General features: G+C 62.1%; 28 protein-coding genes and 1 other RNA gene. 10 read left to right on the plus strand and 19 right to left on the minus strand.

Annotated elements, in window-relative coordinates; genetic code table 11:
* Window positions 1–23 precede the first annotated feature (23 nt).
* The 4 genes from NKH91_RS07405 to NKH91_RS07420 are packed head-to-tail and all read left to right on the plus strand — an operon-like array spanning window position 24 to window position 1,844.
* Entirely contained in the window at window positions 24–506 is a 483-nt protein-coding gene (locus tag NKH91_RS07405) for an SRPBCC domain-containing protein (protein ID WP_352787918.1), read from the plus strand.
* A gap of 28 nt (window positions 507–534) precedes the next feature.
* Window positions 535–927 (plus strand): VOC family protein, encoded by a 393-nt coding sequence (locus NKH91_RS07410; RefSeq protein WP_352640129.1) that lies wholly within the window; start codon window positions 535–537, stop codon window positions 925–927.
* Between the two features lie 55 nt (window positions 928–982).
* Window positions 983–1,345, plus strand: coding sequence for a hypothetical protein (locus NKH91_RS07415; protein ID WP_352640128.1), 363 nt, complete (start codon window positions 983–985; stop codon window positions 1,343–1,345).
* A gap of 31 nt (window positions 1,346–1,376) precedes the next feature.
* The gene (locus tag NKH91_RS07420; protein WP_352845228.1) at window positions 1,377–1,844 is read left to right on the plus strand and encodes an SRPBCC family protein; all 468 of its coding nucleotides are present in this window, start codon (window positions 1,377–1,379) and stop codon (window positions 1,842–1,844) included.
* Window positions 1,845–1,972: 128 nt separating this feature from the next.
* On the opposite strand, the gene NKH91_RS07425 is transcribed toward NKH91_RS07420, so the two are convergent.
* The 4 genes from NKH91_RS07425 to ssrS form a co-directional block, all read right to left on the minus strand.
* Complete coding sequence (locus NKH91_RS07425) at window positions 1,973–2,737, minus strand: TerC family protein (protein WP_352494148.1); 765 nt, start codon at window positions 2,735–2,737, stop codon at window positions 1,973–1,975.
* A 70-nt stretch (window positions 2,738–2,807) separates the two neighbouring features.
* Complete coding sequence (locus tag NKH91_RS07430) at window positions 2,808–3,632, minus strand: TIGR00282 family metallophosphoesterase (protein WP_352787920.1); 825 nt, start codon at window positions 3,630–3,632, stop codon at window positions 2,808–2,810.
* An 81-nt stretch (window positions 3,633–3,713) separates the two neighbouring features.
* A complete protein-coding gene (locus tag NKH91_RS07435; RefSeq protein ID WP_352787922.1) occupies window positions 3,714–4,301 on the minus strand; it encodes a 5-formyltetrahydrofolate cyclo-ligase in 588 nt (195 codons plus the stop codon).
* An 80-nt stretch (window positions 4,302–4,381) separates the two neighbouring features.
* Window positions 4,382–4,537: non-coding RNA, 6S RNA (ssrS, locus tag NKH91_RS07440), on the minus strand.
* 176 nt (window positions 4,538–4,713) lie between these two features.
* Here ssrS and NKH91_RS07445 point away from each other — a divergent pair.
* From NKH91_RS07445 to msrB, 5 genes are all read left to right on the plus strand, one after another.
* Window positions 4,714–5,553: an AAA family ATPase gene (locus tag NKH91_RS07445; RefSeq protein WP_023719646.1), complete on the plus strand. Its 840-nt coding sequence runs from the start codon at window positions 4,714–4,716 to the stop codon at window positions 5,551–5,553.
* 118 nt (window positions 5,554–5,671) lie between these two features.
* Window positions 5,672–6,118 carry a GNAT family N-acetyltransferase gene (locus NKH91_RS07450; RefSeq protein WP_352845229.1) on the plus strand — a complete coding sequence of 149 codons (447 nt, stop codon included), beginning with the start codon at window positions 5,672–5,674 and terminating at the stop codon, window positions 6,116–6,118.
* A gap of 8 nt (window positions 6,119–6,126) precedes the next feature.
* The gene (locus NKH91_RS07455; RefSeq protein ID WP_352845230.1) at window positions 6,127–7,317 is read left to right on the plus strand and encodes a vWA domain-containing protein; all 1,191 of its coding nucleotides are present in this window, start codon (window positions 6,127–6,129) and stop codon (window positions 7,315–7,317) included.
* A complete protein-coding gene (locus NKH91_RS07460) occupies window positions 7,318–8,139 on the plus strand; it encodes an MBL fold metallo-hydrolase (RefSeq protein ID WP_352480939.1) in 822 nt (273 codons plus the stop codon).
* Between the two features lie 108 nt (window positions 8,140–8,247).
* Window positions 8,248–8,652: a peptide-methionine (R)-S-oxide reductase MsrB gene (gene msrB, locus NKH91_RS07465; protein ID WP_352845231.1), complete on the plus strand. Its 405-nt coding sequence runs from the start codon at window positions 8,248–8,250 to the stop codon at window positions 8,650–8,652.
* Between the two features lie 3 nt (window positions 8,653–8,655).
* Here the strand turns inward: msrB and NKH91_RS07470 are convergent, their stop codons facing one another.
* The 13 genes from NKH91_RS07470 to NKH91_RS07530 all read right to left on the minus strand — a co-directional run bounded on the left by NKH91_RS07470 (window position 8,656) and on the right by NKH91_RS07530 (window position 23,511).
* Window positions 8,656–8,970 carry a hypothetical protein gene (locus NKH91_RS07470; RefSeq protein WP_352845233.1) on the minus strand — a complete coding sequence of 105 codons (315 nt, stop codon included), beginning with the start codon at window positions 8,968–8,970 and terminating at the stop codon, window positions 8,656–8,658.
* 71 nt (window positions 8,971–9,041) lie between these two features.
* Window positions 9,042–9,482, minus strand: coding sequence for a hypothetical protein (locus NKH91_RS07475; protein ID WP_023719652.1), 441 nt, complete (start codon window positions 9,480–9,482; stop codon window positions 9,042–9,044).
* Between the two features lie 51 nt (window positions 9,483–9,533).
* Window positions 9,534–9,794 carry a DUF2312 domain-containing protein gene (locus NKH91_RS07480; RefSeq protein WP_023719653.1) on the minus strand — a complete coding sequence of 87 codons (261 nt, stop codon included), beginning with the start codon at window positions 9,792–9,794 and terminating at the stop codon, window positions 9,534–9,536.
* Between the two features lie 161 nt (window positions 9,795–9,955).
* Window positions 9,956–13,414: a pyruvate carboxylase gene (pyc, locus tag NKH91_RS07485; RefSeq protein WP_352845234.1), complete on the minus strand. Its 3,459-nt coding sequence runs from the start codon at window positions 13,412–13,414 to the stop codon at window positions 9,956–9,958.
* A 174-nt stretch (window positions 13,415–13,588) separates the two neighbouring features.
* Window positions 13,589–14,707 (minus strand): branched-chain amino acid ABC transporter substrate-binding protein, encoded by a 1,119-nt coding sequence (locus NKH91_RS07490; protein WP_023719655.1) that lies wholly within the window; start codon window positions 14,705–14,707, stop codon window positions 13,589–13,591.
* Window positions 14,708–14,847: 140 nt separating this feature from the next.
* On the minus strand, window positions 14,848–15,195 hold the full coding sequence (locus NKH91_RS07495) for a DUF6867 family protein (protein WP_023719656.1): 348 nt from the start codon (window positions 15,193–15,195) through the stop codon (window positions 14,848–14,850).
* 17 nt (window positions 15,196–15,212) lie between these two features.
* Window positions 15,213–15,941, minus strand: a complete 729-nt coding sequence (locus NKH91_RS07500; RefSeq protein WP_023719657.1) for an ABC transporter ATP-binding protein — start codon at window positions 15,939–15,941, stop codon at window positions 15,213–15,215.
* The gene (locus NKH91_RS07505; protein ID WP_023719658.1) at window positions 15,941–17,452 is read right to left on the minus strand and encodes an ATP-binding cassette domain-containing protein; all 1,512 of its coding nucleotides are present in this window, start codon (window positions 17,450–17,452) and stop codon (window positions 15,941–15,943) included. The genes NKH91_RS07500 and NKH91_RS07505 overlap by 1 nt, the downstream gene beginning before the upstream one ends.
* Window positions 17,452–19,047: a high-affinity branched-chain amino acid ABC transporter permease LivM gene (livM, locus tag NKH91_RS07510; RefSeq protein ID WP_352480943.1), complete on the minus strand. Its 1,596-nt coding sequence runs from the start codon at window positions 19,045–19,047 to the stop codon at window positions 17,452–17,454. The genes NKH91_RS07505 and livM overlap by 1 nt, the downstream gene beginning before the upstream one ends.
* Before the next feature lie 4 nt (window positions 19,048–19,051).
* Complete coding sequence (locus tag NKH91_RS07515) at window positions 19,052–19,954, minus strand: branched-chain amino acid ABC transporter permease (RefSeq protein WP_023719660.1); 903 nt, start codon at window positions 19,952–19,954, stop codon at window positions 19,052–19,054.
* 334 nt (window positions 19,955–20,288) lie between these two features.
* Window positions 20,289–21,290 (minus strand): 4-hydroxyproline epimerase, encoded by a 1,002-nt coding sequence (locus tag NKH91_RS07520; RefSeq protein ID WP_023719661.1) that lies wholly within the window; start codon window positions 21,288–21,290, stop codon window positions 20,289–20,291.
* A gap of 28 nt (window positions 21,291–21,318) precedes the next feature.
* Window positions 21,319–22,569: an NAD(P)/FAD-dependent oxidoreductase gene (locus NKH91_RS07525; protein ID WP_352815015.1), complete on the minus strand. Its 1,251-nt coding sequence runs from the start codon at window positions 22,567–22,569 to the stop codon at window positions 21,319–21,321.
* A 48-nt stretch (window positions 22,570–22,617) separates the two neighbouring features.
* Window positions 22,618–23,511: a dihydrodipicolinate synthase family protein gene (locus NKH91_RS07530; protein WP_023719663.1), complete on the minus strand. Its 894-nt coding sequence runs from the start codon at window positions 23,509–23,511 to the stop codon at window positions 22,618–22,620.
* A 103-nt stretch (window positions 23,512–23,614) separates the two neighbouring features.
* On the opposite strand from NKH91_RS07530, the gene NKH91_RS07535 reads away from it, so the two are divergent.
* Window positions 23,615–24,268: a GntR family transcriptional regulator gene (locus NKH91_RS07535; RefSeq protein ID WP_352845235.1), complete on the plus strand. Its 654-nt coding sequence runs from the start codon at window positions 23,615–23,617 to the stop codon at window positions 24,266–24,268.
* 14 nt (window positions 24,269–24,282) lie between these two features.
* Here the strand turns inward: NKH91_RS07535 and NKH91_RS07540 are convergent, their stop codons facing one another.
* Complete coding sequence (locus NKH91_RS07540; RefSeq protein ID WP_352494142.1) at window positions 24,283–24,597, minus strand: hypothetical protein; 315 nt, start codon at window positions 24,595–24,597, stop codon at window positions 24,283–24,285.
* Window positions 24,598–24,902: 305 nt separating this feature from the next.
* Window positions 24,903–25,202 (minus strand): hypothetical protein, encoded by a 300-nt coding sequence (locus tag NKH91_RS07545; protein ID WP_023719666.1) that lies wholly within the window; start codon window positions 25,200–25,202, stop codon window positions 24,903–24,905.
* Between the last annotated feature and the right edge of the window lie 256 nt (window positions 25,203–25,458).

A 25,458-nucleotide genomic window follows, 5' to 3' on the forward strand; every position in this document is an offset into this window, starting at 1 on the left:
CATTCAAGGAAGGAGCTGTGGATATGTCTCTTGGATTCAGGGTTTCGGGCCGCATCGGCAAACCTGTCGCCGAAGTCTTCGACGCGGTCGTCAATCCGAAGAAGCTTAGCGGCTATTTCACTACGATCGGCGGCGCCAGCGCGCCGCTGGTGGCTGGTGCCGGTGTTGTCTGGTGGGGCAACGTCCCCGTCGAGGTCGACGAAGTGATCAAGGACAGCCGCATCGTGCTGCACTGGGACGCCTCCGATGCCGACGGCAAGCCAGCCTACAAGACCCGCATCGAGATGAATTTCGAACCGCTCGATGATGGCGGCACCTTTGTCACCATCGCCGAGACCGGCTGGCGCGAGGACGCGGTCGGCCTGAAGAAGTCCTATCTCAATTGCGAGGGCTGGTCGCAGATGCTGGCCTGCATGAAGGCCTATGTCGAATACGGCATCAATCTGCGCGACGGCTATTACCGCAGCGAGATGAAGGGCGAGCCGGCCAACGAGAACAACATCTGAAAAACCACCAAGATGACGGAGGCCTGCGATGAAGCAAGTGACGCCATTTCTGATGTTCGAGGGCAAGGCCGAAGAGGCAATGACCTTCTATTGCGAGACGATCCCCGACAGCAGCGTCCTTGACGTCACACGTTACGGCTCCGGCGAAGACGGCCCGGAAGGGACGGTCAAGCTGGCGCGCGTGTCCATAAGCGGTCTGGAAGTGATGGTCTACAACAGCCCCGTGCACCATGCCTTCACATTCACGCCGTCGGTCTCGCTGTATGTGGATTGCTCCACGGAGGCAGAGCTGAACGGCATTGTCGAGGCCCTGGCCAAGGACGGCAAATTTCTGATGCCGCTGGACAATTATGGTTTCAGCCGCCGGTTTGCATGGCTCAACGACAGGTTCGGAGTCTCCTGGCAAATCAATTTGGCATAGCGGGTTCTGGACCGAACCGGCCAATCGAACCTGAACACGGGAATGGAGCCAGCAAATGACCGCGAAGATCAGCGGCGGCATCAACATCGCCATGAAAGTGCCGCCACATCAATACCAGGCAACGATCGCCTTCTATCGCGACGTCATCGGCCTGAAGCCATTCACGGCCAAGGCGCCCGCTATCGGCTTTGAACTCGGTCCCAATCGCCTGTGGATCGACGAGGCGCCGATGCTTAGTCAGGCCGAGGTCTGGCTGGAACTGTTCACCGATGATTTTCCAGGCGCGGCGGACCATCTCGCCAAGGCCGGCGTCGTGCGCTGCGACGCCATCGAGGCACTGGGTGAAGGCTTTCGCGGCGGCTGGATCACCAACCCGGCCAACATCATTCACCTCGTGCGCGAACCCGATGCTTGGTGAACCGGGGCGGCGCCGTGGAAAGGAGGACGCTATGGAAATCCGTGAAACACCGACCGCCGAAGCCGGCATGCTGATAAGGCGGCCGGTCGCCGACGTGTTCGAAGCTATCGTTGATCCGGCGATCACGACAAAATTCTGGTTCACCCACGGCAGCGACAGGCTGGACAGCGGCAAGGAAATCCATTGGGAATGGCGCATGTATGGCGCCTCGACGACGGTAACGGTCAGCGAGATCGTGCCGAACGAGAAGATCGTCATGCAATGGAGCGATCCACCGACCACGGTGGTGTGGACTTTTACCGAGATGCCCGGCGGCACGACCTTTGTCGAGGTCCGCAATTTTGGCTTTGCCGGTAGCGGCGACGAGCAGATCAAGCAGGCGATCGACTCGACGGGCGGCTTTGCGCTGGTGCTCGCCGGCGCCAAGGCGTGGCTCGAGCAAGGCTTGACGCTTGGCCTGACCGGCGACCGCCATCCGAAGGGTTTGCCGGCGCAGTAAGGTCTTCGGGTGCCAAAAGCCATTCCGCAGCGATCCCTCCGTCCCGCCAACCTCTCAAAGGTTCTGCATGGCCGCGACGATCGAGACCGAGCCCTAGTTCTCTGCGCTGCCGGTTCGCTCCGCTGGACTCAGTGCCCGCCGCCCTTGGCCTTCTTCCGCCGTCGCGCCAGCATGTTGAGTCCTTCGACCAGTGCCGAAAAGCCCATGGCGGCGTAGATATAGCCTTTCGGCACGTGGTAACCCATGCCGTCGGCGATCAGCGTCATGCCGATCATCAGCAGGAACCCTAGCGCCAGCATGACGATGCTGGGGTTCCTGGCGATGAAATCGGCCAGCGGCCCGGCCGCCAGCATCATCACGCTCACCGCCACGATCACCGCGATGTACATGATCGCGATTTCGTCGGTCATGCCGACGGCGGTGATGATCGAGTCGATCGAGAAGACGAGGTCGAGCAGCAATATCTGGAAAATGGCGCCGGCCAGCGACAGCTGCAGTGTTTCGCCCATCATCGTGTCTTGGTGATCATCGAGATCGACCGTGTGGTGGATCTCCTTGGTCGCCTTCCAGACGAGGAACAGGCCGCCGGCAATCAGGATCAGGTCGCGCCATGAAAAGCCGTGGCCGAAGGCGGTGAATATCGGCATCGTCAACTGGACGATGATCGAGATGGTGGCCAGCAGGATCAGCCGCATCACCAGCGCGGCGGAGATGCCGAGCCGCCGGGCGCGGGCTCGCTGCGCTACCGGCAATTTGTTGGTCAAAATCGAGATGAAGATCAGATTGTCGATGCCGAGCACGACCTCCAGCACGATCAGCGTCAGCAGCGCGACCCATGCCGTCGGGTCGGAGACAAAGGCGAAATGCGGCGCCAGGAATTCGACTAGCTGCATGGAGGTCGTCCCCTCTACGATCTAGAGCAGTTTCGCCGGCAATTGGGTATTGCAAGCGTCCATATCAATGTCACGACCAGAAGGATGGAGCCGTTTCCTCCAGCCGCGGGCCGCGGCGAAACGGCGCGATCCGTTCAGTCAGGCCGCTACGGTCGGAAATGTCGACGCCGACGCCGCACAATGTCGCCGGTCCGGTCGACGCCTCGAAACGGCCTTTCGGCACCTTGGACAAAAACCGGTTGAGCGGCTCCTCCTTGTCCATGCCGAGCGAGGAATCGTAATCGCCGCACATGCCGGCATCGGAAATATAACCGGTGCCGCCATTGAGGATCTGGTGATCGCCGGTCGGCTGATGCGTGTGGGTGCCGACAACAAGGCTGGCACGGCCGTCGACGAAATGGGCGAAGCACATTTTTTCCGAGGTCGCCTCGGCATGGAAATCGATGACGGTCGCATCGGCCTGCTCGCCAAGCGGACAAGCGGCAAGTTCGCGCTCGCCGGCCTGGAATGGATCGTCGAGCTCGGGATGCATGAACACCCGGCCCATGATGTTGGCGACCAGCACGCGCGCGCCGTTCCTGGCGATGTAGACGCCCGAGCCGCGCCCCGGCGTGCCTTTCGGGAAATTGGACGGACGCAGGAAGCGTTCCTCGCGCGGCGCGAAAATCAGCGCATCGCGTTGGTCCCAGACATGGTTGCCGGTGGTGACGACATCGGCGCCGGCCGAGATCGTCTCGCGAAAAATCTCCTCGGTGATGCCGAAGCCGCCGGCGGCGTTCTCGCCATTGACGATGACGAAGTCGAGTTTGAAATCCGAGATCAGGCCGGGCAGTTGTTCCCACACCGCCGTACGTCCTGTCTTGCCGACCATGTCGCCGAGGAAGAGAAGTCTCATATAAGCGTGATCCCGAACCGAAGGTCAGCGAAGCAAAAAGCTGCATGACTTTCGAAAAAGACCATGCGTCCAGGAACTTATCTACAATTTCGGCGCGAACAGGCGCAACCCGCTCTCGGTGAGTATTTCCGGAATGATCACGTCATGCGGCTCGTCCGGCACCTGGGCCACCTCCTGGCAGTCGAAGGCAATGCCGATCAGCCGCAGCTGCTGCCCCTTGTCGGCCAGCCGCGCGATCGCCCGGTCGTAATAGCCGGCGCCGTAACCGATGCGGTGGCCGCGCGCATCGAAGGCGGCAAGCGGCACCAGCATCACCTGCGGATCGAGTACCTCGGCTTCCTCATGCGGCCCGACGGTGCCGAAGCCCATGTCGATCATTGGCGCGCCGCGCACCAGTTCGCGAAAAACGATGGTGGTCTTGTCGAGAATGGCCGGCAGGCAGAGCCTCGCGCCCTTCTCGCGCAAGGCAAACATCAGCGGCCGGACGTCGACTTCCGAGCGCATCGGCCAGAAGCCTGAGACGATCTGGCCCGGCTCGACGGTGATCTGGTCGCGCGCCGTCTCGGCCATTTCGAGTGCTGCCTCCACACGCCAGAACGGATCGAGCGCATCGCGGCGCCCGAGGGCTTGGTTGCGAAGATTTTTTTTCAGGTCTTTTGAGGAGGTCATGGAGCCAGGATAGAAAAAGTCGGATCTGGACGGGGTTTTGGGAGCGACGTTTCCTACCGCATGGCCCACTGAAATGTGAGTGACGATCCACACAACCGGTGGAGAGAGCGATCCCGGGAACCTACAAAGTAGGTGGGCGCCGTATGAGAAAACCCACGGGTCTTCCCAGGGACAGCTCCCTAGGGATCATTAAGGCCCCGGGGAAAATGTTCTCCTGCCGGGAAGCGCAGACCGTCCCCGCCAATATAGGCAGACGGCAGGCCCAGCGCCAGAGAGACGACACGCTTCGAGTCTTAAATCGACGCAGAACCCCTCAACGAGGTCAGCGCCGGCAAAATCCCCGCTTCGCCAGCAGCGCCTTGCACACCGAAGGCCGCGTCCTTAGGGTCGCGCGATGAACCCGGGAGCAAAAATGCGTTTCGAAGGCACGGCAGCCTATGTTGCCGACAAGGATCTGATGGTGGCGGTCAACGCGGCGATCGCGCTGGAGCGGCCGTTGCTGGTCAAGGGCGAGCCCGGCACCGGCAAGACCGAACTTGCCCGCCAGGTGGCGGCAGCGCTCGGTCTGGATCTGATCGAATGGCACGTCAAATCGACCACGCGGGCGCAGCAGGGTCTCTATGAATACGATGCCGTCTCGCGGCTGCGCGACAGCCAGCTCGGCGACGAGCGCTTCAACGACATTCGCAATTACATCAAGCGCGGCAAATTATGGAATGCCTTTGCCGCCGGCAAGAAAGTCGTGCTTCTGATCGACGAGATCGATAAGGCCGATATCGAGTTCCCCAACGATCTGTTGCAGGAATTGGATAGGATGGAGTTCTTCGTCTACGAGACCGGCGAGACCATCCGCGCCACCGTCCGGCCGATCGTCATCATCACCTCCAACAACGAGAAGGAATTGCCGGACGCCTTCCTGCGCCGCTGCTTCTTCCACTACATCCGCTTCCCCGACGTCGACACTTTGCACAAAATCGTCGACGTGCATTATCCCGGCATCAAGCAGAAACTGGTGCGAGCGGCATTGACCCAGTTCTATGAGATCCGCGATGTGCCCGGCCTGAAGAAGAAGCCGTCGACCTCCGAGGCACTCGACTGGATCCGCCTGCTGGTCGCCGACGACATCGCGCCCGAGGACCTGCGCGCCGACCCGAAGAATGCGTTGCCGAAACTGCATGGCGCGTTGCTGAAGAACGAACAGGACGTGCATCTGTTCGAGCGCCTGGCCTTCATGGCGAGACGGCAGGGGTGAGGGGCTGGTCAGTCGGAAGCCGACGAAAGCCCTCGGACAGCGGTTTCCCGTCGCTGGACCGTTGCCCTTGGTCAGGGACGGAGGCAGCTTCGGGTTGCCGAGTTCAGAGGGAAATGAAATGACCGAGATCACCGTCCGCCCATTGGCGCAATCCGACCATGCCGATTGGCGGCGTCTGTGGACCGCCTATCTCATCTTCTACGAAACCAAGTTGCCGGAAGCGGTTTACGCCGTCACCTGGAAGCGGCTGTTCACGGCGGGCGAGTTCGAGCCGAAAGGCTTCATCGCCACCCTCGACGGCAAGGCCGTCGGCCTGACGCACTATCTCTACCATCGCTCCTGCTGGTCGGAGATAAACAACTGCTATCTGCAGGACCTGTTTGCCGACCCCGATGTGCGCGGCAAGGGCGTCGGCGCCGCCCTGATCGAAGCGGTCAGGCAGGAAGCCGGCAAGATCGGCGTCAAGAACGTCTACTGGATGACGCACGAGACCAACACCACCGCACGCAAGCTCTACGACCATGTGGCGCGCAGGACCGGCTTCATCGAGTATGATCTGCTGTAGACCGTGAGATGTTCATCCCCTTCTTCCTCGAACTGAAGGCAGCGCGGGTTCCGGTCTCGCTCCGCGAATATCTGTCGCTGCTGGAGGGGCTGGAGGCCGGGCTGGTCGACTATGATGTTGAGGGCTTTTACTATCTCGCCCGCGCCGCTCTGGTGAAGGACGAGCGCCACATCGACCGCTTCGACCAGGTCTTTTCGCACATCTTCAAAGGTGTCGAGGCGCGGGCTGGCGAAAACCCGGTCGATGTCGCAAACATCCCGGAGGAATGGCTGCGGAGGCTCGCCGAAAAGCACCTGACCGATGAGGAGAAGAAGCTGGTCGAGGCGCTGGGCGGCTTCGAAAAGCTGATGGCGAGGCTGAAGAAGCGGCTGGAGGAGCAAAAGGGCCGACATCAGGGCGGTTCGAAATGGATCGGCACCGGCGGCACCTCGCCCTTCGGCGCCTATGGCTACAATCCCGAAGGCGTGCGCATCGGCCAGCACGAAAGCCGCAACCGCCGCGCGGTAAAAGTCTGGGACAAACGCGAGTTCAGGAACTTCGACGATGCCGTCGAGCTCGGCACCCGCAACATCAAGGTCGCGCTGAAGCGCTTGCGCCGCTGGGTGCGCGAAGGCGCCGAAGAGGAATTCGACCTGCCAGGGACCATCCACGCCACCGCCGAGCACGGATATCTCGACGTTAAGACACAACCCGAACGTCGCAATGCGGTCAAGCTGCTGATGTTCTTCGATGTCGGCGGCTCGATGGACGACCACATCAGGAGCGTCGAGGAGCTATTTTCGGCTGCCCGCGCCGAATTCCGCCAGCTCGAATATTTCTATTTCCACAACTGCCTCTACGAGGGCGTGTGGAAGGACAATCGCCGCCGCCATGCCGAGGTGATTCCGACCTTCGATCTCCTGCATAAATATGGCCCCGACTACAAGGTGCTCGTCGTCGGCGACGCCTCGATGAGCCCCTACGAGGTCGCCCATCCCGGCGGCTCGGTCGAGCACTGGAACAAGGAGGCCGGCGCCGTCTGGCTCGGCCGGTTGCTGCAGCAATGGCCAAATGCGGTATGGCTCAATCCTGAAAGCGAAAAGCACTGGGGTTTTACCCATTCGATTGCCATGATCCGCGATATTTTTGACGGCCGCATGTTTCCACTGACGCTCGCCGGCCTCGAAGCCGCGACGAAGCAACTTTCAAGGAAGCACTGAATGGATCCACGCAAAACAGGAAGGTCGACCTGTTTCCTTTGCCTGCAATGCGGTGTCCAGTTCGCGGCGACAGCGACGCCGCCGCGACATTGCCCGATCTGCGAGGACGAGCGGCAATATGTGCGTTGGGAGGGCCAGGCCTGGACCACGCCGGAAGAGCTCGCCGCCGGCCATCGGCTCGCGATGAGAGACGACGCCGGCGTGCTCGCCTTCGGCATCGAGCCGCGCTTCGCCATCGGCCAGCGGGCATTGCTGGCGCAAACGCCGCACGGCAATGTGCTGTGGGACTGCATTTCGATGGTCAGCGACGAGGCGGTGGCCGAGATCAACCGCCGGGGCGGCCTCGCCGCGATCGCCATTTCGCACTGCCATTATTATTCGGCAATGGTCGAGTGGAGCGAGGCGTTTGGCGGCGTGCCGATTTATCTGCACGCCGATGATTGTCAGTGGATCATGCGGCCGCATCCGGCGATCATCAGCTGGCAAGGCGAGACGCGCGCCATAAACCCGTCGCTGACGCTCATCCGCTGCGGCGGCCACTTTGCCGGTGGCCAGGTGCTGCACTGGAAGCGCGACGGCGGCAATGCCATCCTGGCCGGCGACATCGTGCAGGTGACGCCGACTCGCCGCCATCTCAGCTTCATGTACAGCTACCCGAACTACATCCCGCTCAACGCTTCGAAAGTGCTCGGCATCAAGGCCGCGCTGGAGCCTTTCGCGTTCGACCATATCTATGGCGCGTGGTGGAACCAGAACGTCATCGGAGATGCAAAGGCGGCATTTTCAGCATCGGTTGCGCGCTATCTCGCCGCCATCGCCTGAGGAATTCTTCGCGACAGGATAGAAATACGGGCAAACGCGGTAACAAATCCCTATTTCAGGCGAAGTTGGGAAGGCAACCCAAATAGCGACCTAAGCTAAGAGGAAAAAATGGACAGCCACACCTACCCCGTTATCCGCACCGACGCCGAATGGCGCGCCCGGCTGACGCCTGAGCAATATGCGGTGATGCGCAACCACGGCACCGAGCGGCCGGGAAGCTGCGCCCTGCTGCACGAGAAGCGCGCCGGCACCTTCTCCTGCGTCGGCTGCGACCAACCCTTGTTTGAATCCAAGCTGAAATTCGAGAGCGGCACAGGCTGGCCGAGCTTCAACGATCCGGTGCCGGGCTCGGTCGAGACCACCGTCGACCGCAGCTACGGCATGGTCCGCACCGAATGCCATTGCGCCCGCTGCGGCAGCCATCTCGGCCACGTCTTCGAGGACGGCCCGCCGCCGACCGGTCTGCGCTATTGCATCAACGGCGTGGCGCTCAAATTCGAGCCGGCCGCCTGATCGTCAGGCCACGACCGCCAGGATCAGCCACAACGTGGCGCCAAGCGTCATCAGCGAGGCCTTGGCGCCACTTGATTTTCCGGCAGTTCGCCAAACGGCAAAAGTCAGGAAGATGTTGTAGGGCACCGGCGCGAAATGCACCGCCAGAACCAGCGCAAGCGGCAGCTTCAGCCCGAGCAGAATGAGCGCCACCACCGACGACGCGACGTTGATCGCTGTGCCGACAACAACCAGGTCGCGCCAGAACAGCCGATCGAGCGGCACGCCGCCGAGCCAGCGTGAGCGGAAGAAGGCGGCAACGCGCGACATGATCGTCATCGATCCACCGGCTCCCTCGCTCTGCTCACCAGCGCAACCCTTCCACAAGGATTGCGTCTGGAAACCCTGCTTTATTCCTGACCCAGAACTTCGGCAATCGCGCGCTCGAAACGCGAGGCTTCCGTCACCAGCCAGTCGGTCATCGCCGGCCAATTGTCTTCGGCAAAACAATTCACCCGCCACATCGAATTGATGCCGAGGCCGTCGCAACTTTGTTCTGGCCTGAGCTTCAGCCTGTCTTCGATGGCCGGCTGGAACGGCTTCAGCCGCGACCAGGCTTGCGTGGCACCGAACTTCTCGTTGCGGCCGAAGAAGACGCCGACATGATTCTGCGCAGGCGCGACGTACATGGAAAGGACCAATGCGAAGTCGGGCAGCCCACGCTGCCAGAACCACGGTCCACGCCTCGCCAGCAGAGCCCTTTCATCCGGATGCCGTTCCGCGAACAGCGTCCAGAAGCTGCGTTGGCGGAATTCAGAGGCGCGGCGGGCGCCAAAATCGAATTCGCTCATGGTTCGAACCGTCGAGGGGCGCCGCAACCGGCGCCCAAGGCTGTTATCGGCCTACACCATTCCAAGCGCGGCCTTGTACAGATCGAGGATGGACTCCTCTTCCTGCCGCTCGGCCTGGTCCTTCTTGCGCAGCCGGATGATCGACCGCATCGCCTTGGTGTCAAATCCGGTGCCCTTGGCCTCGGCGAACACTTCCTTGATGTCGTCGGCAATCGTCTTCTTCTCTTCCTCGAGCCGCTCGATGCGTTCGATGAAGGCGCGCAGCTGGCCGGCGGCAACAGTCTGGCTGGTTTCGGTGATGTCGTCGGCCATATTCTTCACTCCGCGTCGTTTCTCGCCGCGACTCACGGGGACCCGAGCGGCGAATTGCAGCGGTTCGATGCCCGACCGGGCGCGGCGGGTCAAGGTGCTATCGATGCGGCATGAAGGGGCTGCTGCCAGGCGCCGACAAGGCTCTCTGATGCCGGCCTATTTCACCCGAACGCGATCAGCAGATCCTTGGCATCGATCTGGTCGCCGGCCTTGACCAGCACCTCGGCTATGGTGCCGTCGCGTTCGGCATGCAACGCCGTTTCCATCTTCATCGCTTCGATCGACAGCAGCACGTCGCCGGCCTTCACCGCCTGGCCGGCAGCGACCACAAGCGCCGAGACGACGCCAGGCATCGGCGCGCCGACATGCGCCTCATTGCCCGGCTCCGCCTTGCGCCGTGCCTTGGCAGCGGACGCGCCATGCGCCCGGTCCGGTACCTTCACGCGGCGCGGCTGGCCGTTGAGCTCGAAGAATACGGTGACCATGCCCTTTTCGTCGACATCGCCCATGGCAAGGCAGCGCACCACCAGCGTCTTGCCTTTCTCGATGTCGACGAAAATCTCGTCTTCCGGCTTCATGCCGTAGAAATAGGTCGGCGTCGGCAGCACGCTGACCGGGCCGTAGGTCTCCTGCGCGGCGGCAAAATCGGAAAACACCTTCGGATACATCAGCCACGAAGCGAACTCGAATTCGCTGAGCTTGCGCTCGAGCTTTTCCTCGACCTCCGCGCGGCTGGCCTTGAGGTCCGCCGGCTTAAGCAGCGAACCCGGCCGCGCCGTGATCGGCTTTTCGCCCTTCAGCACCTTCTTCTGCAATGGCTTTGGCCAGCCGCCCGGCGACTGGCCGAGATCGCCGCGCAACATCGACACCACCGAATCCGGGAAGGCGATGTCCCTCGCCGGATTCTCGACGTCGGCGACGGTCAGGTCCTGGCTGACCATCATCAGCGCCATGTCGCCGACGACCTTGGACGACGGCGTCACCTTGACGATATCGCCGAACATCAGATTGACGTCGTGATAGGTCTGCGCCACTTCGTGCCAGCGCGTCTCCAGCCCAAGCGAGCGCGCCTGTTCCTTGAGGTTGGTGAACTGCCCGCCAGGCATTTCGTGCAGATAGACCTCCGATGCTGGCCCCTTCAGGTCGCTTTCGAAGGCGGCGTACTGGTTGCGCACCGCCTCCCAGTAGAACGAGATATTCCTGATCCATTGCGGGTCGAGGCCCGGATCGCGCTCGGTGCCCTTCAGCGCCTCGACGATCGAACCCAGGCATGGCTGCGAGGTGTTGCCAGATAACGAATCCATCGCCGCGTCGATGCCGTCGACACCGCTCTCCACCGCTGCCAGCACGGTGGCCGCCGACAGGCCGGATGTGTCGTGCGTGTGGAAGTGGATCGGCAGGTCTGTCGCCTCGCGCAGTGCCTTGAACAGCACGCGGGCAGCACTCGGCTTTAGAAGCCCCGCCATGTCCTTGACGGCAATGATATGGGCGCCCGCCGCCTGCAATTCGCTGGCCAGGCCGACATAGTACTTCAGATCGTATTTCGCCCGCGCCGGATCGAGTATGTCGCCGGTATAGCAGATCGCCGCTTCGATCAGCTTGCCCTCGGCGCCGACCGCATCCATGGCCACACGCATGTTCTCGACCCAGTTCAGGCAGTCGAAGACGCGGAACAGGTCGATGCCGCCAGCAGCGGCCTGGTGGACGAAATGCTGGACGACGTTGTCGGGATAGTTGGTATAGCCAACGCCGTTGGCGCCACGCAGAAGCATCTGCAGCAGAAGATTGGGTGCTGCCTCGCGCACCAGCGACAGCCGCTCCCATGGATCTTCGGTGAGGAAGCGCATGGCGACGTCGAATGTTGCGCCGCCCCAGCATTCGAGTGACAAAAGCTGCGGCAGAGCGCGCGCATAGGTGCCGGCGATGCCGGCGATGTCATAGGTGCGCACACGCGTCGCGAGCAAGGATTGATGCCCGTCGCGCATTGTCGTGTCGGTGACCAGCACCTCTTTTTGCTCGCGCATCCACGCCGCGAATTTCTCCGGCCCGAGCACGTCGAGCTTCTGCTTGCTGCCGTCAGGCACATTGCCGTTGAGATATGGCACCACCGGTGGCGCCGCATCTGCTTTTGGCTGCGGCCGGCCGCGCGTCTCGGGATGGCCATTGACCGAAACGTCGGCAAGATAGTTGAGCAGCTTGGTCGCGCGGTCCTGCCGCTTCACGCTGGCGAACAGTTCCGGCGTCGTGTCGATGAACTTGGTGGTGTAGGAATTGTCGGCGAAGCTCCGGTGATTGATGATCGCCTCGAGAAAGGTGAGATTGGTCGCCACGCCCCGGATTCGGAATTCGCGCAACGCCCGGTTCATGCGGGCGATGGTCTCGGCCGGCGTCGGCGCCCACGCCGTCACCTTTTCCAGCAATGGATCGTAGAAGCGGGTGATGACCGCGCCCGAATAGGCGGTGCCCCCATCAAGGCGGATGCCGAAGCCGGTGGCGCCGCGATAGGCGGTGATGCGGCCATAGTCGGGGATGAAATTATGCTCGGGGTCTTCAGTGGTGATGCGGCACTGCAGCGCGTGCCCGTTGAGCCTGATGTCCTTCTGCGTCGGCACGCCCGATTCCGCCGTGCCGATGGCAAAGCCGTCGAGTATGTGGATCTGTGCTTTGACGATGTCGATGCCGGTCACTTGTTCGGTGACGGTGTGCTCGACCTGGATGCGCGGATTGACCTCGATGAAATAGAATTTTCCGGTATCGGCATCCTGCAGGAACTCGACCGTGCCGGCGCCGATATAGCTGGTTTCGCGCGCGATCCTCAGCGCGTAGCCGCAAAGCTCCTCGCGCTGCGACATTTCGAGATAGGGCGCCGGCGCCCGCTCGACCACTTTCTGGTTGCGGCGCTGGATCGAACAATCGCGCTCGAATAGGTGCACGGCGTTGCCATGCGTGTCGCCCAGCACCTGCACCTCGACATGGCGGGCGCGCTCGATCAGCTTCTCGAGATAGACCTCGTCCTTGCCGAAAGCCGCCTTCGCCTCACGCTTGCCTTCCATCACCTCGCGGGCGAGATCGGCCTCGGAGCGGATGGCGCGCATGCCGCGGCCGCCGCCGCCCCAGGACGCCTTGAGCATCACCGGGTAGCCGATCGTCCTGGCGAGTTCCTTCACCGCCGCCATGTCGTCCGGCAAGGGATCGGTGGCGGGAATTACCGGCACACCGACTTCGATTGCGAGATTGCGGGCGGCGACCTTGTTGCCCAGCCTGCGCATCGTATCCGGCTTTGGCCCGATGAAGATGATGCCGGCCGTGGCGCAGGCCTCGGCGAATTCCGGGCTCTCCGACAGCAGGCCGTAGCCTGGATGGATGGCATCGGCGCCCGAAAGCCTGGCGACGCGGATAACCTCCTCGATCGACAGATAGCTTTCGATCGGCCCCATATCCCTGGTCAGGTGCGGCCCGCGCCCGACCTGGTAGCTTTCGTCGGCCTTGAAGCGATGCAGGGAGTATTTGTCTTCCTCCGCCCAGATCGCCACGGTTTTGAGGCCGAGTTCATTAGCCGCGCGGAAGACGCGGATGGCAATTTCGGAGCGGTTGGCGACAAGGATCTTCGAGATTGCCAAGGACAGGGCTCCGGACACGGGGAAGGGAACTGCCGGACATGATTAGCGCGAAAATGCTGCAGTGCAAACAAAATCGGGCAGCGGCTAAACCGATTTAAATCAACTCGATGTCGTCAAAACGGAAATGCCCGGCGCAAGCGCCGGGCATCTCCAAAATTATCGTCGTCGACAGGCTTACATCTTCTGGATGTAGGTGTACTTGCCGTCGTCGCCCTTCTTCCACTCGTACATGACGTAGCCGGGCAACGTCGGATCGCCCTTCGCGTCATAGGAGAGGTCGCCCAGAACGGTCTTGAACGGACCCTTCTCATGCAGCGCCTTGGCAACTTCCTGCGGGTCGTTCGACTTGGCAACGGTGGCTGCTTCGGCGATCGCCTGCATGGCGGCGTAGGAGTAAAGCGTGTAGGCCTCCGGTTCGAAGCCCTGCGCGCGGAACTTCTCGACGAGTTCCTTGTTCGTCGGGATCAGACGCGGATCCGGGCCGAACGTGTTCAGCGTGCCCGCAACTGCGTCGCCAGCGATCGAGGCCAGCTCGTTCGACACGATGCCGTCGCCGGAAACCAGCGTCGCCTTGAGGCCCTGGTCAGCCGCCTGGCGGATGATCAGGCCGGCTTCGGTGTGCAGGCCACCCCAATAGATGATGGAAACGCCGGCTTCCTTCATCTTGGCGATCAGCGCCGAGAAGTCCTTGTCGCCGACATTGACGCCTTCGTACATGACTTCCGTCAGGCCGGCTGCGTTCATCGCCTTCTTGGTCTCATCGGCAAGGCCCTGGCCGTAGGTCGTCTTGTCGTGGATGACCGCGATCTTGGCATCCTTGAAGTTCGCCGCGAGATAGGCGCCGGCGATGCTGCCCTGCTGGTCGTCACGTCCGCAGGTGCGGAACGTGTTCCACATGCCGCGTTCGGTGAACTTCGGATTGGTCGCGGCCGGCGTGATCTCGAGGATGCCGTTTTCCGCGTAGACTTCCGACGCCGGGATCGAGACGCCCGAGTTGAAGTGGCCAACCACGAACTTGACGCCGTCGCCGACGAACTTGTTGGCGACCGAGATGCCCTGCTTCGGATCGGAGACGTCGTCGCCGACCGAGAGCTTGATCTGCTCGCCATTGATGCCACCGGCCGCATTGATGTCGGCGACGGCCTGTTCGGCACCCTTCTGCAGCTGCGCGCCGAAGGCGGCATTCGGACCGGTGATCGGACCGGCGACGCCAACCAGGACGTCAGCCCACGCGCTGCCGCTGAACGCGATCAGCGCGGTCAGGGCGACGGCGGACAAAAGTGATTTTTTCATGTAAAACGCTCCCATTTACGGAGTGGGCGTTGGATGATGCTTTCATGCGATGCCCACTTTTACTCGCAGAAAACGTACTTTGCCGATTTTCAGGCACTTGTCACGCCGATTCATCCCCGAAACGGCGTTAATCATGAACGTCAACCTTTCGGCTTCCAGCTCAAAACCGATGCTCTTTCATAGAGCCAATTATACTGTGTCACCATCTGGTTTGTGCGCGTGTATTGATAGCCGATGAAGCCCAATATCATCAGTACGATCGTATCCACGATATAGTAATGCAGCGAGAACATCGTGCCGCCGAACAGCGCGTGATGAATGAACCTTACGCCAATGCCAAGGCCGAGCATGTAGGCGAACAATTGGAGGAAGCTGCGCCATGTCTGGGCGCTGGCCTTGCCGGTCATCCATGCCGCCCAGCCGCCGAGCAGGCAGGTGACGAAGAAGAACTGCCAGATCGAGGGTTCCTCGTAGAGAATGCCCTGCATGATGAAGTCTCCTGAACTCAGTGGTGGCCGCCTTCGAGATAGGCGGCGCGCACTTCCGGATTGGCGAGCAGCTCCTTGCCGGTGCCGCTCATCGTCACATTGCCGTTGACCATGACATAGCCGCGCGTCGCGAGCTTCAGCGCGCCGAAGGCGTTCTGCTCGACCAGAAACACTGTCAGCCCTTGGGTCCGGTTCAACTCGCGGATGGCGTCGAAGATCTGCTTCACGATCAGCGGCGCCAGGCCGAGCGACGGCTCGTCGAGCAGGAGCAGCTTCGGCCGTGCCATCAGCGCACGCCCGATCGACAGCATCTGCTGTTCGCCGCCCGACAGGGTGCCGCCGCGCTGGGCGATGCGTTCCTTCAGGCGCGGAAACAGCGTGAACACCTTCTCGACGTCCTCGTCGTAATGCTTGAGGCCGTCGAGGCTGGCGCCCATCTGCAGGTTTTCCATCACCGTCATGCGCGGGAAGATGCGCCGGCCCTCCGGCGACTGGGCGATCCGCATGCGCGCGATCTCATGCGTTGGCATCTGGGTAATATCGGTGCCGGCGAAGGTGATCGTGCCCGCCCGGGCCCGCGGAGCACCAAAAATGGTCATCATCAGCGTCGACTTGCCGGCGCCGTTGGCGCCGATCAGCGCCACGATCTCGCCCTGCCTGACGGTGACGTCGACACCGTTCAGCGCCCTGATGTTGCCGTAGTAGGTCTGGACGCCTTTGATATCGAGCAGCGTTGTGCCGGCCATCACTTGCGCCCTCCGCGCTTGCCCGCAGGTGCGGCAGCAGTCTTGCCGGCAACTGTTTTCGCAGTTTTCCCGGAAGCGTGGCTCGTTTCCACTTTCCCGGCGTCGACGCGGCGCGAAAATTCCGTCTCCTTGCCGGCGGCGAGAAGCTTGGCCTGACCAACCCAGTCCTCACGGGCGATGCGTCCGTCGAAGGCGAGATAGGCCTCGACGGCCGCGACGTCGGCTTTCTTCCATGCCGCGATCTGGTCGAAATGGAAGATGCCGTGCTGGTTAAGCTTCTTCTCGTTGACCGTGCCGATGCCCTTGATGCGGGTCAGATTGTCGGCCTCGCCGCCACGTGGCGCTGTGAGCCGGTTCGAAACGCCCGCGACCTTCGACTTGGCCGGCGCCTTAGCCGTGGAGGGTTTCGCGGTCGGCTTAGCTGCAGCGGGTTCCGCCTTGGCCGGGGGAGCGGCGGCTTGCGCTGCTGCCTTGCTTGCCGCGGCACTCGACTTTGCATCGAACTGCCCGGCTTTCGAGGCGCCTTTCGACACGGTCACGCGCTCGCCCTCGCTGTGGCCGATCGTATCGGTCACCGGTCCGGCGAGATACGAAGACGATGTGCCTGGGCCGTGCGCGGAATCGGGACCGGTGTCCAATTGCTCGATGACGTCCTCGTCGCCGACTTCGGTCAGTACCGTCTCGACTTCCTCGTCTTCGACGCCGAGATAGGCAGCGATGACGCGCGGGTCCGTGCGTACCGAATGCGGGCTGCCGTCCGATATCTTGCGCCCGTATTCGAGCACCACGACGTGGTCGGAAATCTGCATGACCACCGCCATGTCGTGCTCGATCAGCAGGATCGAGGTGCCGGTGTTGTCTTTGATGTCCATCAGCAGCGCGTTGAGCGCCATTGATTCTTTCGGATTGAGGCCGGCAGCCGGCTCGTCGAGGCAGAGCAACTCCGGACCCGTGCACATCGCTCGCGCGATCTCGAGGCGTCGTTGCGCGCCATAGGGCAGGTCGCCGGCCGGGTCGTCGGCACGGTCGACGAGATCGGCCTTCTCCAGCCAGTGCCTGGCCAGTTCGACCGACTCGGCCGATGCCTTCCGGTAGCCGCTGAAGCCGAACAGGCCGAGCACGGTGTAGCCGGACGCCTTCATCAGCTTGTTGTGCTGGGCTACCAGCAGGTTCTCGAGCAGCGTCATGCCCGAGAACAGGCGGATGTTCTGAAAGGTGCGCGCCACCTTGGCGCGTGCCGGGATTTCATGGTTCGGCAGGCGTTCGAGCAGATAGCTCGAGCCGTCGCGCCGGTTGAGCGTGAGCATGCCTTCCGACGGTTTGTAGAAACCGGTGATGCAATTGAACACCGTGGTCTTGCCGGCGCCGTTCGGTCCGATCAGCGCGGTGATCTCGCCGCGCTTGGCCTGGAAGGAGAGATCGCCGATGGCGACCAGACCGCCGAATTTCATCGACAGATGGTCGACCTGCAGGATGGCATCGTTCATGGGAGATGGGTTCGTATCACTCATCAGCCGTGGCCTTCCTTGGTGAAGGAGCCGGATACGGCCTTGCTCTTCTTGAGGAAGGCTGTCGGTTCACGGCTGCCGACGAAGCCGCGCGGCTTCCACAGCATGACGATGACCATGGCCATGCCGAATAAAAGCATGCGGTAGAGTTCCGGGGTGAAGTCGGGGCCGAAGACCTGCTTCAGGAAATCGAGTTCGCGCAGCACCTCCGTGCCGCCGATCATCACCATGGCGGCGACGGCGATGCCAACCAGCGAACCCATGCCGCCAAGCACGACCATAGCCAGAATGATGGCCGACTCTAGGAAGATGAAGGACTCGGGGCTGACGAAACCTTGCCGTGCCGCGAAGAACGAGCCGGCGAAGCCGCCGAACATGGCGCCGGTGGCAAAGGCAGTGAGCTTGGTGGTGGTGGTGTTGATGCCGAGCGAGCGGCAGGCGATCTCATCCTCGCGCAGCGCTTCCCAGGCGCGGCCGACAGGCATGCGCCTTAGCCTTATCGTGACGAAGGCGGTGAGCAGGCAGAGCCCCAGGATCAGATAGTAGAGGAATATCTTGTAGTAGGCGCTCGATGTGGCGATATCCAACACCTTGGCGATATAATTCGGATCCGAAACGTTGAACGTCATCAGGCCGAAAAAGGTGACCTTGGGGATGCCGGAGATGCCGGCCGAGCCGTTCGTAACCTCGCGCCAATTGATCAGCACGAGACGAATGATCTCGCCGAAGGCAAGCGTCACGATCGCCAGATAATCGCCGCGCAGACGCAGCACCGGAAACCCGAGCAATACCCCCCAGAAGGCGGCCATGGCGCCGGCGGCGGGCAGCAGGATCCAGAACGACAGGCCAAAATGCGTGCCGAGCAGCGCATAGGCATAGGCGCCGACCGCGTAGAAGGCGACGTAGCCGAGATCGAGCAGGCCGGCGAGGCCGACGACGATGTTCAGCCCCCAGGCCAGCATCACATAGATCAGGATCTGGATGCCGAAATTGTCGACCCATTTCAGTGAACCCTGGAACCCGCCGGCCATCGACCCTGCGTACACGGCAAGCACCGCCACGACGATGATCGGGTAGAGCGCCAGTGCGGTTATGCCCAACGCCGAGAAATGGGCGAGGATGAAGGTGCGGAAATAGAACAGCACCGAGGCCAGCGCATAGATGATCGCCAGCGCCCGCGCGAAGCGCGCATAACCGGCGAGACCCGGCCCCAGCAAACCATCGAGCGAGCCGGCCAGCAGCGCCAGCACAGCCACTACGACGACGGCAGCAATGAAATATGGCAACCGGAAGAACCGCGTCGCCACGCTTTCCGGCAACAGCCCGGTGGCGATGTCGGCAATCTTCTGGTTGGCCAGGAAGGGCTGGCCGTAGGCAACGTAGAGAAAGCGGCCGAGCATGGTGGCGATCACCACGGCGGCGAGCAGGCCCCAGCGCTGTACGAGGATCAGCTCGTTGGAGATGTTCTGATCGGTCCGCAGGCCGATGAACAGCACGAACAGGCCGAGCGCGATGGCACCAGCATAAAGCGCCTCGCGCGTGGCGCGTTGCACTGGGGTGGCGACGACGCCGCGCTCCGGAGATACAGTGACCGCCATGACCTCAGACCTTTTCGACTTCTGGCCGGCCCAATATGCCGGAAGGCAGGAAGATCAGGACGATCGCCAGGATGGAGAAGGCGGCGACGTCCTTGTAGTCGATCGAGAAATAAGCCGACCACATGCTTTCGATGAAGCCGATCATCAGCCCGCCGAGCACGGCGCCGGGCAGCGAGCCGATGCCGCCGAGCACCGCCGCGGTGAACGCCTTCACGCCGGGCGTGAAACCGTCGGAGAAGGCGATGACGCCGTAATACATCAGGAACAGCGTGCCGGCGACGGCAGCAAGGGCCGCACCCATGACGAAGGTGATCGAGATGGTGCGGTCGACGTCGATGCCAAGCAACGCCGCCATCTTGCGGTCCTGCTCGCATGCCCTTTGCGCCCGGCCCAGTGAGGTCTTGTTGACCAAATACCAGAACAGCGCCAGCAGCAGCGCGGTGACGATGACGATGATGATCTGCTTCAGCGATACGCTGATGCCCTCGATGTTGTAGACCGTGGACACCATCGGCGGGATCGGCTTGTTGCGCGGCCCTTGCGTCACCTGGACGAAGTTCGACAGGGCGATCGACATGCCGATCGCGGTGATCAGCGGCGCCAGCCGGAACGAACCGCGCAAAGGCCGGTAGGCCACCTTCTCGATCGTCCAATTATACAGGCTGGTCAGCAGCATCGCGACGATCATCATGATCAGCAGCGCGATCACCACCGGCAAGGAATAGAACAATGCGCCGAGAATGAGGAAAACGATGAGAGCGGTGAATGCCCCGACCATGAAGATGTCGCCATGGGCAAAATTGATCATGCCGATGATGCCGTAGACCATCGTATAGCCGATCGCTATCAGCCCATAGATCGATCCCAGCGTCAGCCCATTGATAAGCTGCTGGACAAAATACTGCATGCTGTCGTGGCTCCCCTGGAATGTCGCCCATGCAGACGCATTCCTTTTCGTATTTCCCCTAGTCGTAAAGTTTCGAGCCCGGATTGCAACGTGATTTTTCGATGGCTATGCGTGTTTTCGCCGCACGCCGTCCGATTGCCCGTTTTATTCCCGTCCGGCCCCTGGACCATCGCGGACCCTACCATTGGCCTAACGCAATGTCTTTGACGATTCAACCGCACCATGCGCCTCGTTTCGAAGAAATCGCCGTCAAAATAAGTTGATGAGCGGGATCGTTGCGTCGTTGATCGCAATCCGTTTACGCTCTCTTTCTTCCCCTGCGTCAGCGTTTTTTCTATTTGACGACGAAGCCGTGTGCGAACGGGTCGCGGTCGTCGATGAAGATCGTGTTCAATCCGGTCATCCGTGCCCAGCCGCCGATCGACGGAATGATCGCCGGCTTGCCGGCGACGGTGACCTCTTTTTCCACCCTGCCCTTGAACAGCGAGCCGATGATCGATTCATGGACGAAGTCGTCGCCAACCCCAAGCTTGCCCTTGGCGTGAAGCTGCGCCATCCGCGCCGAGGTGCCGGTGCCGCAGGGCGAGCGGTCGATCGCCTTGTCGCCGTAGAAGACGGCGTTGCGGGCATCGGCTTGCGGGTTGGTCGGCGCACCGGTCCACAATATGTGCGACAGCTTGTCGATGCCGGGATTCTCCGGGTGGACGAAGGAATATTTCTCGTTGAGCCGCTGCCGCACCACCGGGCTCCAGGCGATCAGCTCGCCCGCCGAATGGTCGGCCATGTCGCGATAGTTCGTTTGCGGTTCGACGATGGCGTAGAAATTGCCGCCATAGGCGACATCGACGCTGATCTCGCCGAGCCCGGGGCATTCGACCGTCAGTCCCTCGGCATAGAGGAAGGACGGCACATTGGTGATGCGCACCTCCTCGACATAGTCGCCGACCTGCTTGTACTCGGCGACGACCAGGCCCGCCGGCGTATCCAGCCTGAGCACGCCCGGCGTCTTCGGCTTGATCAGCCCATGTTCGACGGCAAAGGTCACAGTGCCGATTGTGCCGTGGCCGCACATCGGCAGACAGCCGGAGGTTTCGATGAACAGGATGGCGATGTCGCAATCCTCGCGCGTCGGCGGATAGAGGATCGAGCCGGACATCACGTCATGGCCGCGCGGCTCGAACATCAGCCCGGTGCGGATCCAGTCATATTCGGCCAGGAAATGCGCTCGCCGCTCCATCATCGTCGAGCCGTTGAGCAGCGGTCCGCCGCCGGCGACCAGCCGCACCGGATTGCCGCAGGTGTGGCCGTCTATGCAGAAGAAGGAATTCTTGGCCATGCCGGCTCCCAACTGAATGTCTTCGATCTCAAAACCGTTGCGGACTGAACGGACCGAGATCGAGCGATGGACTCTGCCCGAGAACGAGCTCACGGATCAAGCGTCCGGTCGCCGCGGCCTGGGTCAGGCCGAGATGACCATGGCCGAAGCCATACACCACCGACGGCGTTTTTTGCGACCGCCCGATCACCGACAACGAATCCGGCAGCGACGGCCGGAACCCCATCCATTCGCGGCCATTGGCCGGATCCAGCCCTGGCAGGAATTTTTGCGCCTTTTCGAGCAGTGCTTTCGAGCGCGCATAATTGGGCGGCCTTTCGAGGCCGCCGAGCTCAACCGCGCCACCGACGCGCAGGCCGGTCTCGAGCGGCGTGATGACAAAGCCATGCCCGGAGAAGATCAATTGCCGCTTTACGTCGAACGCAGTCTTCGGCAGCGTCGTGTTGTAGCCACGCTCGGTCTCCAGCGGGATGCCGTCGCCGAGATGTCTCGCCAGCAGATGCGACCAGGCCCCGGCAGCGATGACGACATGCTTTGCCCGACGCGTCGTACCGTCGGCCATGGTCAGGATCGCGTCGCCCTGTCCCGCCTCGATACGCTCGATCCGGGCCTTTTCGAACCCCGCGCCCAACCTCTCGGCATAGGCCCATAAGGCCTTTCCAAGCAGCTTGGGGTCGGCGACGGTCTTCCACCCCGGCACGAACGTGCCCCTGGCGAAGCGCGGCGACAGGCCGGGCTGCAAGGCGGCGAGAGCGCTGCCTTCGACATGGTTGAAGCCGATGCCGAAGCGCTGCCTTGCCGCCCAGCCGGGCAGCGACGCCTTGAACTCGGCCTCGCTTTCGTAGAGTTCGAGCGAGCCGTCCTCGTGCAGCATCGGCCGTGTGCCGGAACGGTCGAGCAAGCCCATCCATTCCGCCTCGGCGAGCTTCATCATCCCGGCCTGCGCGGCAAGGCCGGCTTCATAGCGGTCGCTTCGGCCGGCCCGCCAGAAGCGGACCAGCCAAGGCAACAGCTTCGGCAAATAGGCGGGCGGAATGCTGAGCGGGCCGAGCGGGTCGGCGAGCCATTTCGGCAGCTGCCTGATCATGCCCTTGTGGGCGAGCGGCAGCACATCGGAGAAGGCAAAGGCAGCGGCATTGCCGGAGCTGGTTTCCTCGCAGATCCCCGTCCGATCGAAGATCGTGACGTTTCGCCCCGCCTCGGCCAGAAAGGCGGCGGCGCAGATGCCGATGATGCCGCCACCAATGATGGCAACATCGAGCGTAGCATCATCATTCATTGCCATGCGCCGCGCTGCACATCTGCAAATAGCCTCAAAGTGACTGGATCAGAATGTCGGCAGCTCTGGCCGCACCGCCAGCGCATCCCTGACGATCTTTTCGACAGCCTTGCGGCGCTCGCCCGACAATGGCTGGCGCGGCATGCGCACCCGGTCATTGGTATCGATGGCGAAGACTTCCGCGAGCTTGATGTTCTGCACCAGATAGGTCGATACGTCGAGATCGAGCAGCGGCCGGAACCAGCGGTAGATCTTCAGCGCCTCCTCGCGGCGGCCCTGTCTCATCAGCTGGTAGATAGCGACCGTCTCGCGCGGGAACGCGGTGACCAGGCCCGCCACCCAGCCGATAGCGCCGACCGACAGCGCCTCGAAGGCGAGATTGTCGACGCCGGTGAACAAATCGTAGCGGTCGCCGAGGCGGTTGATGATCTCGGTCGAGCGGCGGATATCGTCGGAGGACTCCTTGATGGCGACGAAGCGCTGGTCCTTCGCCAGTTCCTCCATCTGGTCGACGGTGACGTCGACGCGGTAGGCAAGCCGGTTGGAGTAGATCATCACCGGCAGGTCGCCGGCCGCGGCGACGGCGCTGAGTGCCGCGACTGTCTCCTCGGCATTGGTATGGTAGATCGGGCTCGGCACCACCATCAAACCGTTGGCGCCTTCTTTTGCGGCGCGGCGCGCGATCGTCGCCGCCTCGCGTGTGCCGGCTTCGTTGACCGTCAACAGCACCGGTTTGTTGCCGGCGATCTTCTGCGCGGTCTTCAGCACCTCGATCTTTTCGTCATGCGACAGCATCGGTCCTTCGCCAAGCGAGCCACAGACGATGATGCCGTCGCAGCCGGCCTCCATCTGCAGCGCAAAGCAGCGCTCCATCTCGGCATGGTCGAGGCGATCATCCTCGGTGAATTTGGTCGTAACGGCGGGGAAAACTCCGGCCCACATGTCGGTTGCTCCATCTGATATATCAGTCGTATATTTCTTAAGAAGCCGGCTGTCAACGTTGAATCTGATATGATATATCAAAAATATATCAGGAGACGCCGCATTGGTATATGACAACCCAGGCTCCGAGCCGGCGACTGCGAAGGCCTACCGCAGGCTCGAGCATATGATCGTAACGCTCGAACTGGCGCCCGCGAGCTTCATCACCGAGGGGGCGCTGATCGACAGGCTCGGCCTTGGCCGCACCCCGGTGCGCGAAGCGATCCAGCGGCTGGCCTGGGAGGGGCTGCTCGAGGTCCGGCCGCGTGCCGGCATTGCCGTTGCCCCGCTTCACCCTGGCGACTGGCTGCGCGTCCTCGACGCCCGCCGCGGCGTCGAGGTCGTGCTTGCCCGCTCGGCCGCCCGCTTCGTCACCCGCGAGGCCGCCGACCTGTTTCATGACGCAGCGCTGGCCATGCAAAAGGCCGTGATTTCGGAAAATGTTCTTTGCTTCATCCAAGCCGACAAGGCGCTTGATGAGGCGCTGGCGCTGGCTGCAGACAACCCGTTCGCGGCGCGCCTGGCGGCGCCCTTGCAAACCCACAGCCGCCGCTTCTGGTTCCGCTACAAGGCCGATACCGGCTTGGCCGAATCCGCCGAGCACCATGTCGCATTGATCCGCTCGATCCTCGCCGGCGACGAAGAGGCCGCGGCCAAGGACGCCAAGCGGCTGATGGCGTTGCTGCGCGGCCACGCTGAGGCAGCTGCTACGCGCTGACGCCGCCCGCTCCCTCATGAGTTTTGGCCGGGCAGGGCCTCCACGCTTTCCCAATTTTCGCCGGCTGCGACAATGCAGCTTCTGCCGGCGACGTCGGTCACGATGACCGTCCAGCTTCCGCTATCGGCGACAAAAACTTCCATGACCGCCTCCTGACCGATCAGTCCGAGAGCAAACTGTCTTTCCTGGAAATTCTCGGCCAGGTGGGCGACAAGGTCGCCATGTTCAACGCAGTATTGATATTGCGCGCTTGCGGCATTCGTACCCCCCGCGAATAAGCCAGCAAAAGCTACGGTCTTCACCCATCCTAACAGCGATTTGCGTGCCATAGGGCACCTCCTTTGCCATCACGATCCGGCAAAGGGAGGTGATTGACGGCCTCATTTTGCCGGAGCGATCCAGGCCGGTTCCGACGTCATCATCGCGTCGCTCCTTTCCGTGTTCCGGTCTGCCGCCAGCGGGAACGATTCTGGATGTTCTCGCTATGTTCCATATATGGTATCGCTATCGAAAAATAGCAAGCCGTGCGCGCCTCAAGCGGGCGCGGGGAGATCCGTTTTAAGGTCGCCGAGAATAAAGCCGCAGCCCGGCTGCCGTGCCGAGGCTGCGGCCAGGTGAATAGGAAAGGCCTACTTCAGGTACCGGGCAGCGCCGCTATCGTCATCGCGCTCTCCCAGCCTTCGCCGACTGAAATCACGCAGCTTTGACCTTTTGTATCGCTGGCGAGGATGGTCCAGGTGCCCTTGTCGGAAACGAAGACTTCAAGCACCACATTCGGATTGACGACGCCAACCGCGCTCGGGTTTTCATGAAACTTCTCGCCGAGCGCCTTGACCATATCGGCGCGTGCCGCGCATTGCTCGGCAGCCATTGCCGGGATGGCGGAAAGCGCCGCCGTTGCCGCGCAAGCTATGATCGCCATGAGACGTGTCATCTGACATCTCCTTTGCGCCGGACGATATCCCCCGGAGCCGTCACCAGCGCCGTTGGTTGATCTGCCAGCTCCTCCTTCGCGGCAGGACTGCAACCTAAGAGGATTGCTACCTTCTTGGTTCCATCACATTCGTGTTCATGCCGATGAAGACGGCGACAAAAAAGGCCCGGGCTCCAAGCCCGGGCCTTTTCTTGCTTTCTGCGATTTGGATCAGTTCATCGTCGGGATGACGAACTCGGCGCCGTCCTTCACGCCG

Source organism: Mesorhizobium sp. M0894, assembly GCF_040319725.1.
Lineage (GTDB): Bacteria > Pseudomonadota > Alphaproteobacteria > Rhizobiales > Rhizobiaceae > Mesorhizobium.

Coding starts and splice junctions, on each gene's coding strand:
- NKH91_RS07405 (WP_352787918.1), top strand. CDS start 24: ATGTCTCTTGGATTCAGGGTTTCGGGCCGCATCGGCAAACCTGTCGCC.
- NKH91_RS07410 (WP_352640129.1), top strand. CDS start 535: ATGAAGCAAGTGACGCCATTTCTGATGTTCGAGGGCAAGGCCGAAGAG.
- NKH91_RS07415 (WP_352640128.1), top strand. CDS start 983: ATGACCGCGAAGATCAGCGGCGGCATCAACATCGCCATGAAAGTGCCG.
- NKH91_RS07420 (WP_352845228.1), top strand. CDS start 1,377: ATGGAAATCCGTGAAACACCGACCGCCGAAGCCGGCATGCTGATAAGG.
- NKH91_RS07425 (WP_352494148.1), bottom strand. CDS start 2,737: ATGCAGCTAGTCGAATTCCTGGCGCCGCATTTCGCCTTTGTCTCCGAC.
- NKH91_RS07430 (WP_352787920.1), bottom strand. CDS start 3,632: ATGAGACTTCTCTTCCTCGGCGACATGGTCGGCAAGACAGGACGTACG.
- NKH91_RS07435 (WP_352787922.1), bottom strand. CDS start 4,301: ATGACCTCCTCAAAAGACCTGAAAAAAAATCTTCGCAACCAAGCCCTC.
- NKH91_RS07445 (WP_023719646.1), top strand. CDS start 4,714: ATGCGTTTCGAAGGCACGGCAGCCTATGTTGCCGACAAGGATCTGATG.
- NKH91_RS07450 (WP_352845229.1), top strand. CDS start 5,672: ATGACCGAGATCACCGTCCGCCCATTGGCGCAATCCGACCATGCCGAT.
- NKH91_RS07455 (WP_352845230.1), top strand. CDS start 6,127: ATGTTCATCCCCTTCTTCCTCGAACTGAAGGCAGCGCGGGTTCCGGTC.
- NKH91_RS07460 (WP_352480939.1), top strand. CDS start 7,318: ATGGATCCACGCAAAACAGGAAGGTCGACCTGTTTCCTTTGCCTGCAA.
- msrB (WP_352845231.1), top strand. CDS start 8,248: ATGGACAGCCACACCTACCCCGTTATCCGCACCGACGCCGAATGGCGC.
- NKH91_RS07470 (WP_352845233.1), bottom strand. CDS start 8,970: ATGACGATCATGTCGCGCGTTGCCGCCTTCTTCCGCTCACGCTGGCTC.
- NKH91_RS07475 (WP_023719652.1), bottom strand. CDS start 9,482: ATGAGCGAATTCGATTTTGGCGCCCGCCGCGCCTCTGAATTCCGCCAA.
- NKH91_RS07480 (WP_023719653.1), bottom strand. CDS start 9,794: ATGGCCGACGACATCACCGAAACCAGCCAGACTGTTGCCGCCGGCCAG.
- NKH91_RS07490 (WP_023719655.1), bottom strand. CDS start 14,707: ATGAAAAAATCACTTTTGTCCGCCGTCGCCCTGACCGCGCTGATCGCG.
- NKH91_RS07495 (WP_023719656.1), bottom strand. CDS start 15,195: ATGCAGGGCATTCTCTACGAGGAACCCTCGATCTGGCAGTTCTTCTTC.
- NKH91_RS07500 (WP_023719657.1), bottom strand. CDS start 15,941: ATGGCCGGCACAACGCTGCTCGATATCAAAGGCGTCCAGACCTACTAC.
- NKH91_RS07505 (WP_023719658.1), bottom strand. CDS start 17,452: ATGAGTGATACGAACCCATCTCCCATGAACGATGCCATCCTGCAGGTC.
- livM (WP_352480943.1), bottom strand. CDS start 19,047: ATGGCGGTCACTGTATCTCCGGAGCGCGGCGTCGTCGCCACCCCAGTG.
- NKH91_RS07515 (WP_023719660.1), bottom strand. CDS start 19,954: ATGCAGTATTTTGTCCAGCAGCTTATCAATGGGCTGACGCTGGGATCG.
- NKH91_RS07520 (WP_023719661.1), bottom strand. CDS start 21,290: ATGGCCAAGAATTCCTTCTTCTGCATAGACGGCCACACCTGCGGCAAT.
- NKH91_RS07525 (WP_352815015.1), bottom strand. CDS start 22,569: ATGAATGATGATGCTACGCTCGATGTTGCCATCATTGGTGGCGGCATC.
- NKH91_RS07530 (WP_023719663.1), bottom strand. CDS start 23,511: ATGTGGGCCGGAGTTTTCCCCGCCGTTACGACCAAATTCACCGAGGAT.
- NKH91_RS07540 (WP_352494142.1), bottom strand. CDS start 24,597: ATGGCACGCAAATCGCTGTTAGGATGGGTGAAGACCGTAGCTTTTGCT.
- NKH91_RS07545 (WP_023719666.1), bottom strand. CDS start 25,202: ATGACACGTCTCATGGCGATCATAGCTTGCGCGGCAACGGCGGCGCTT.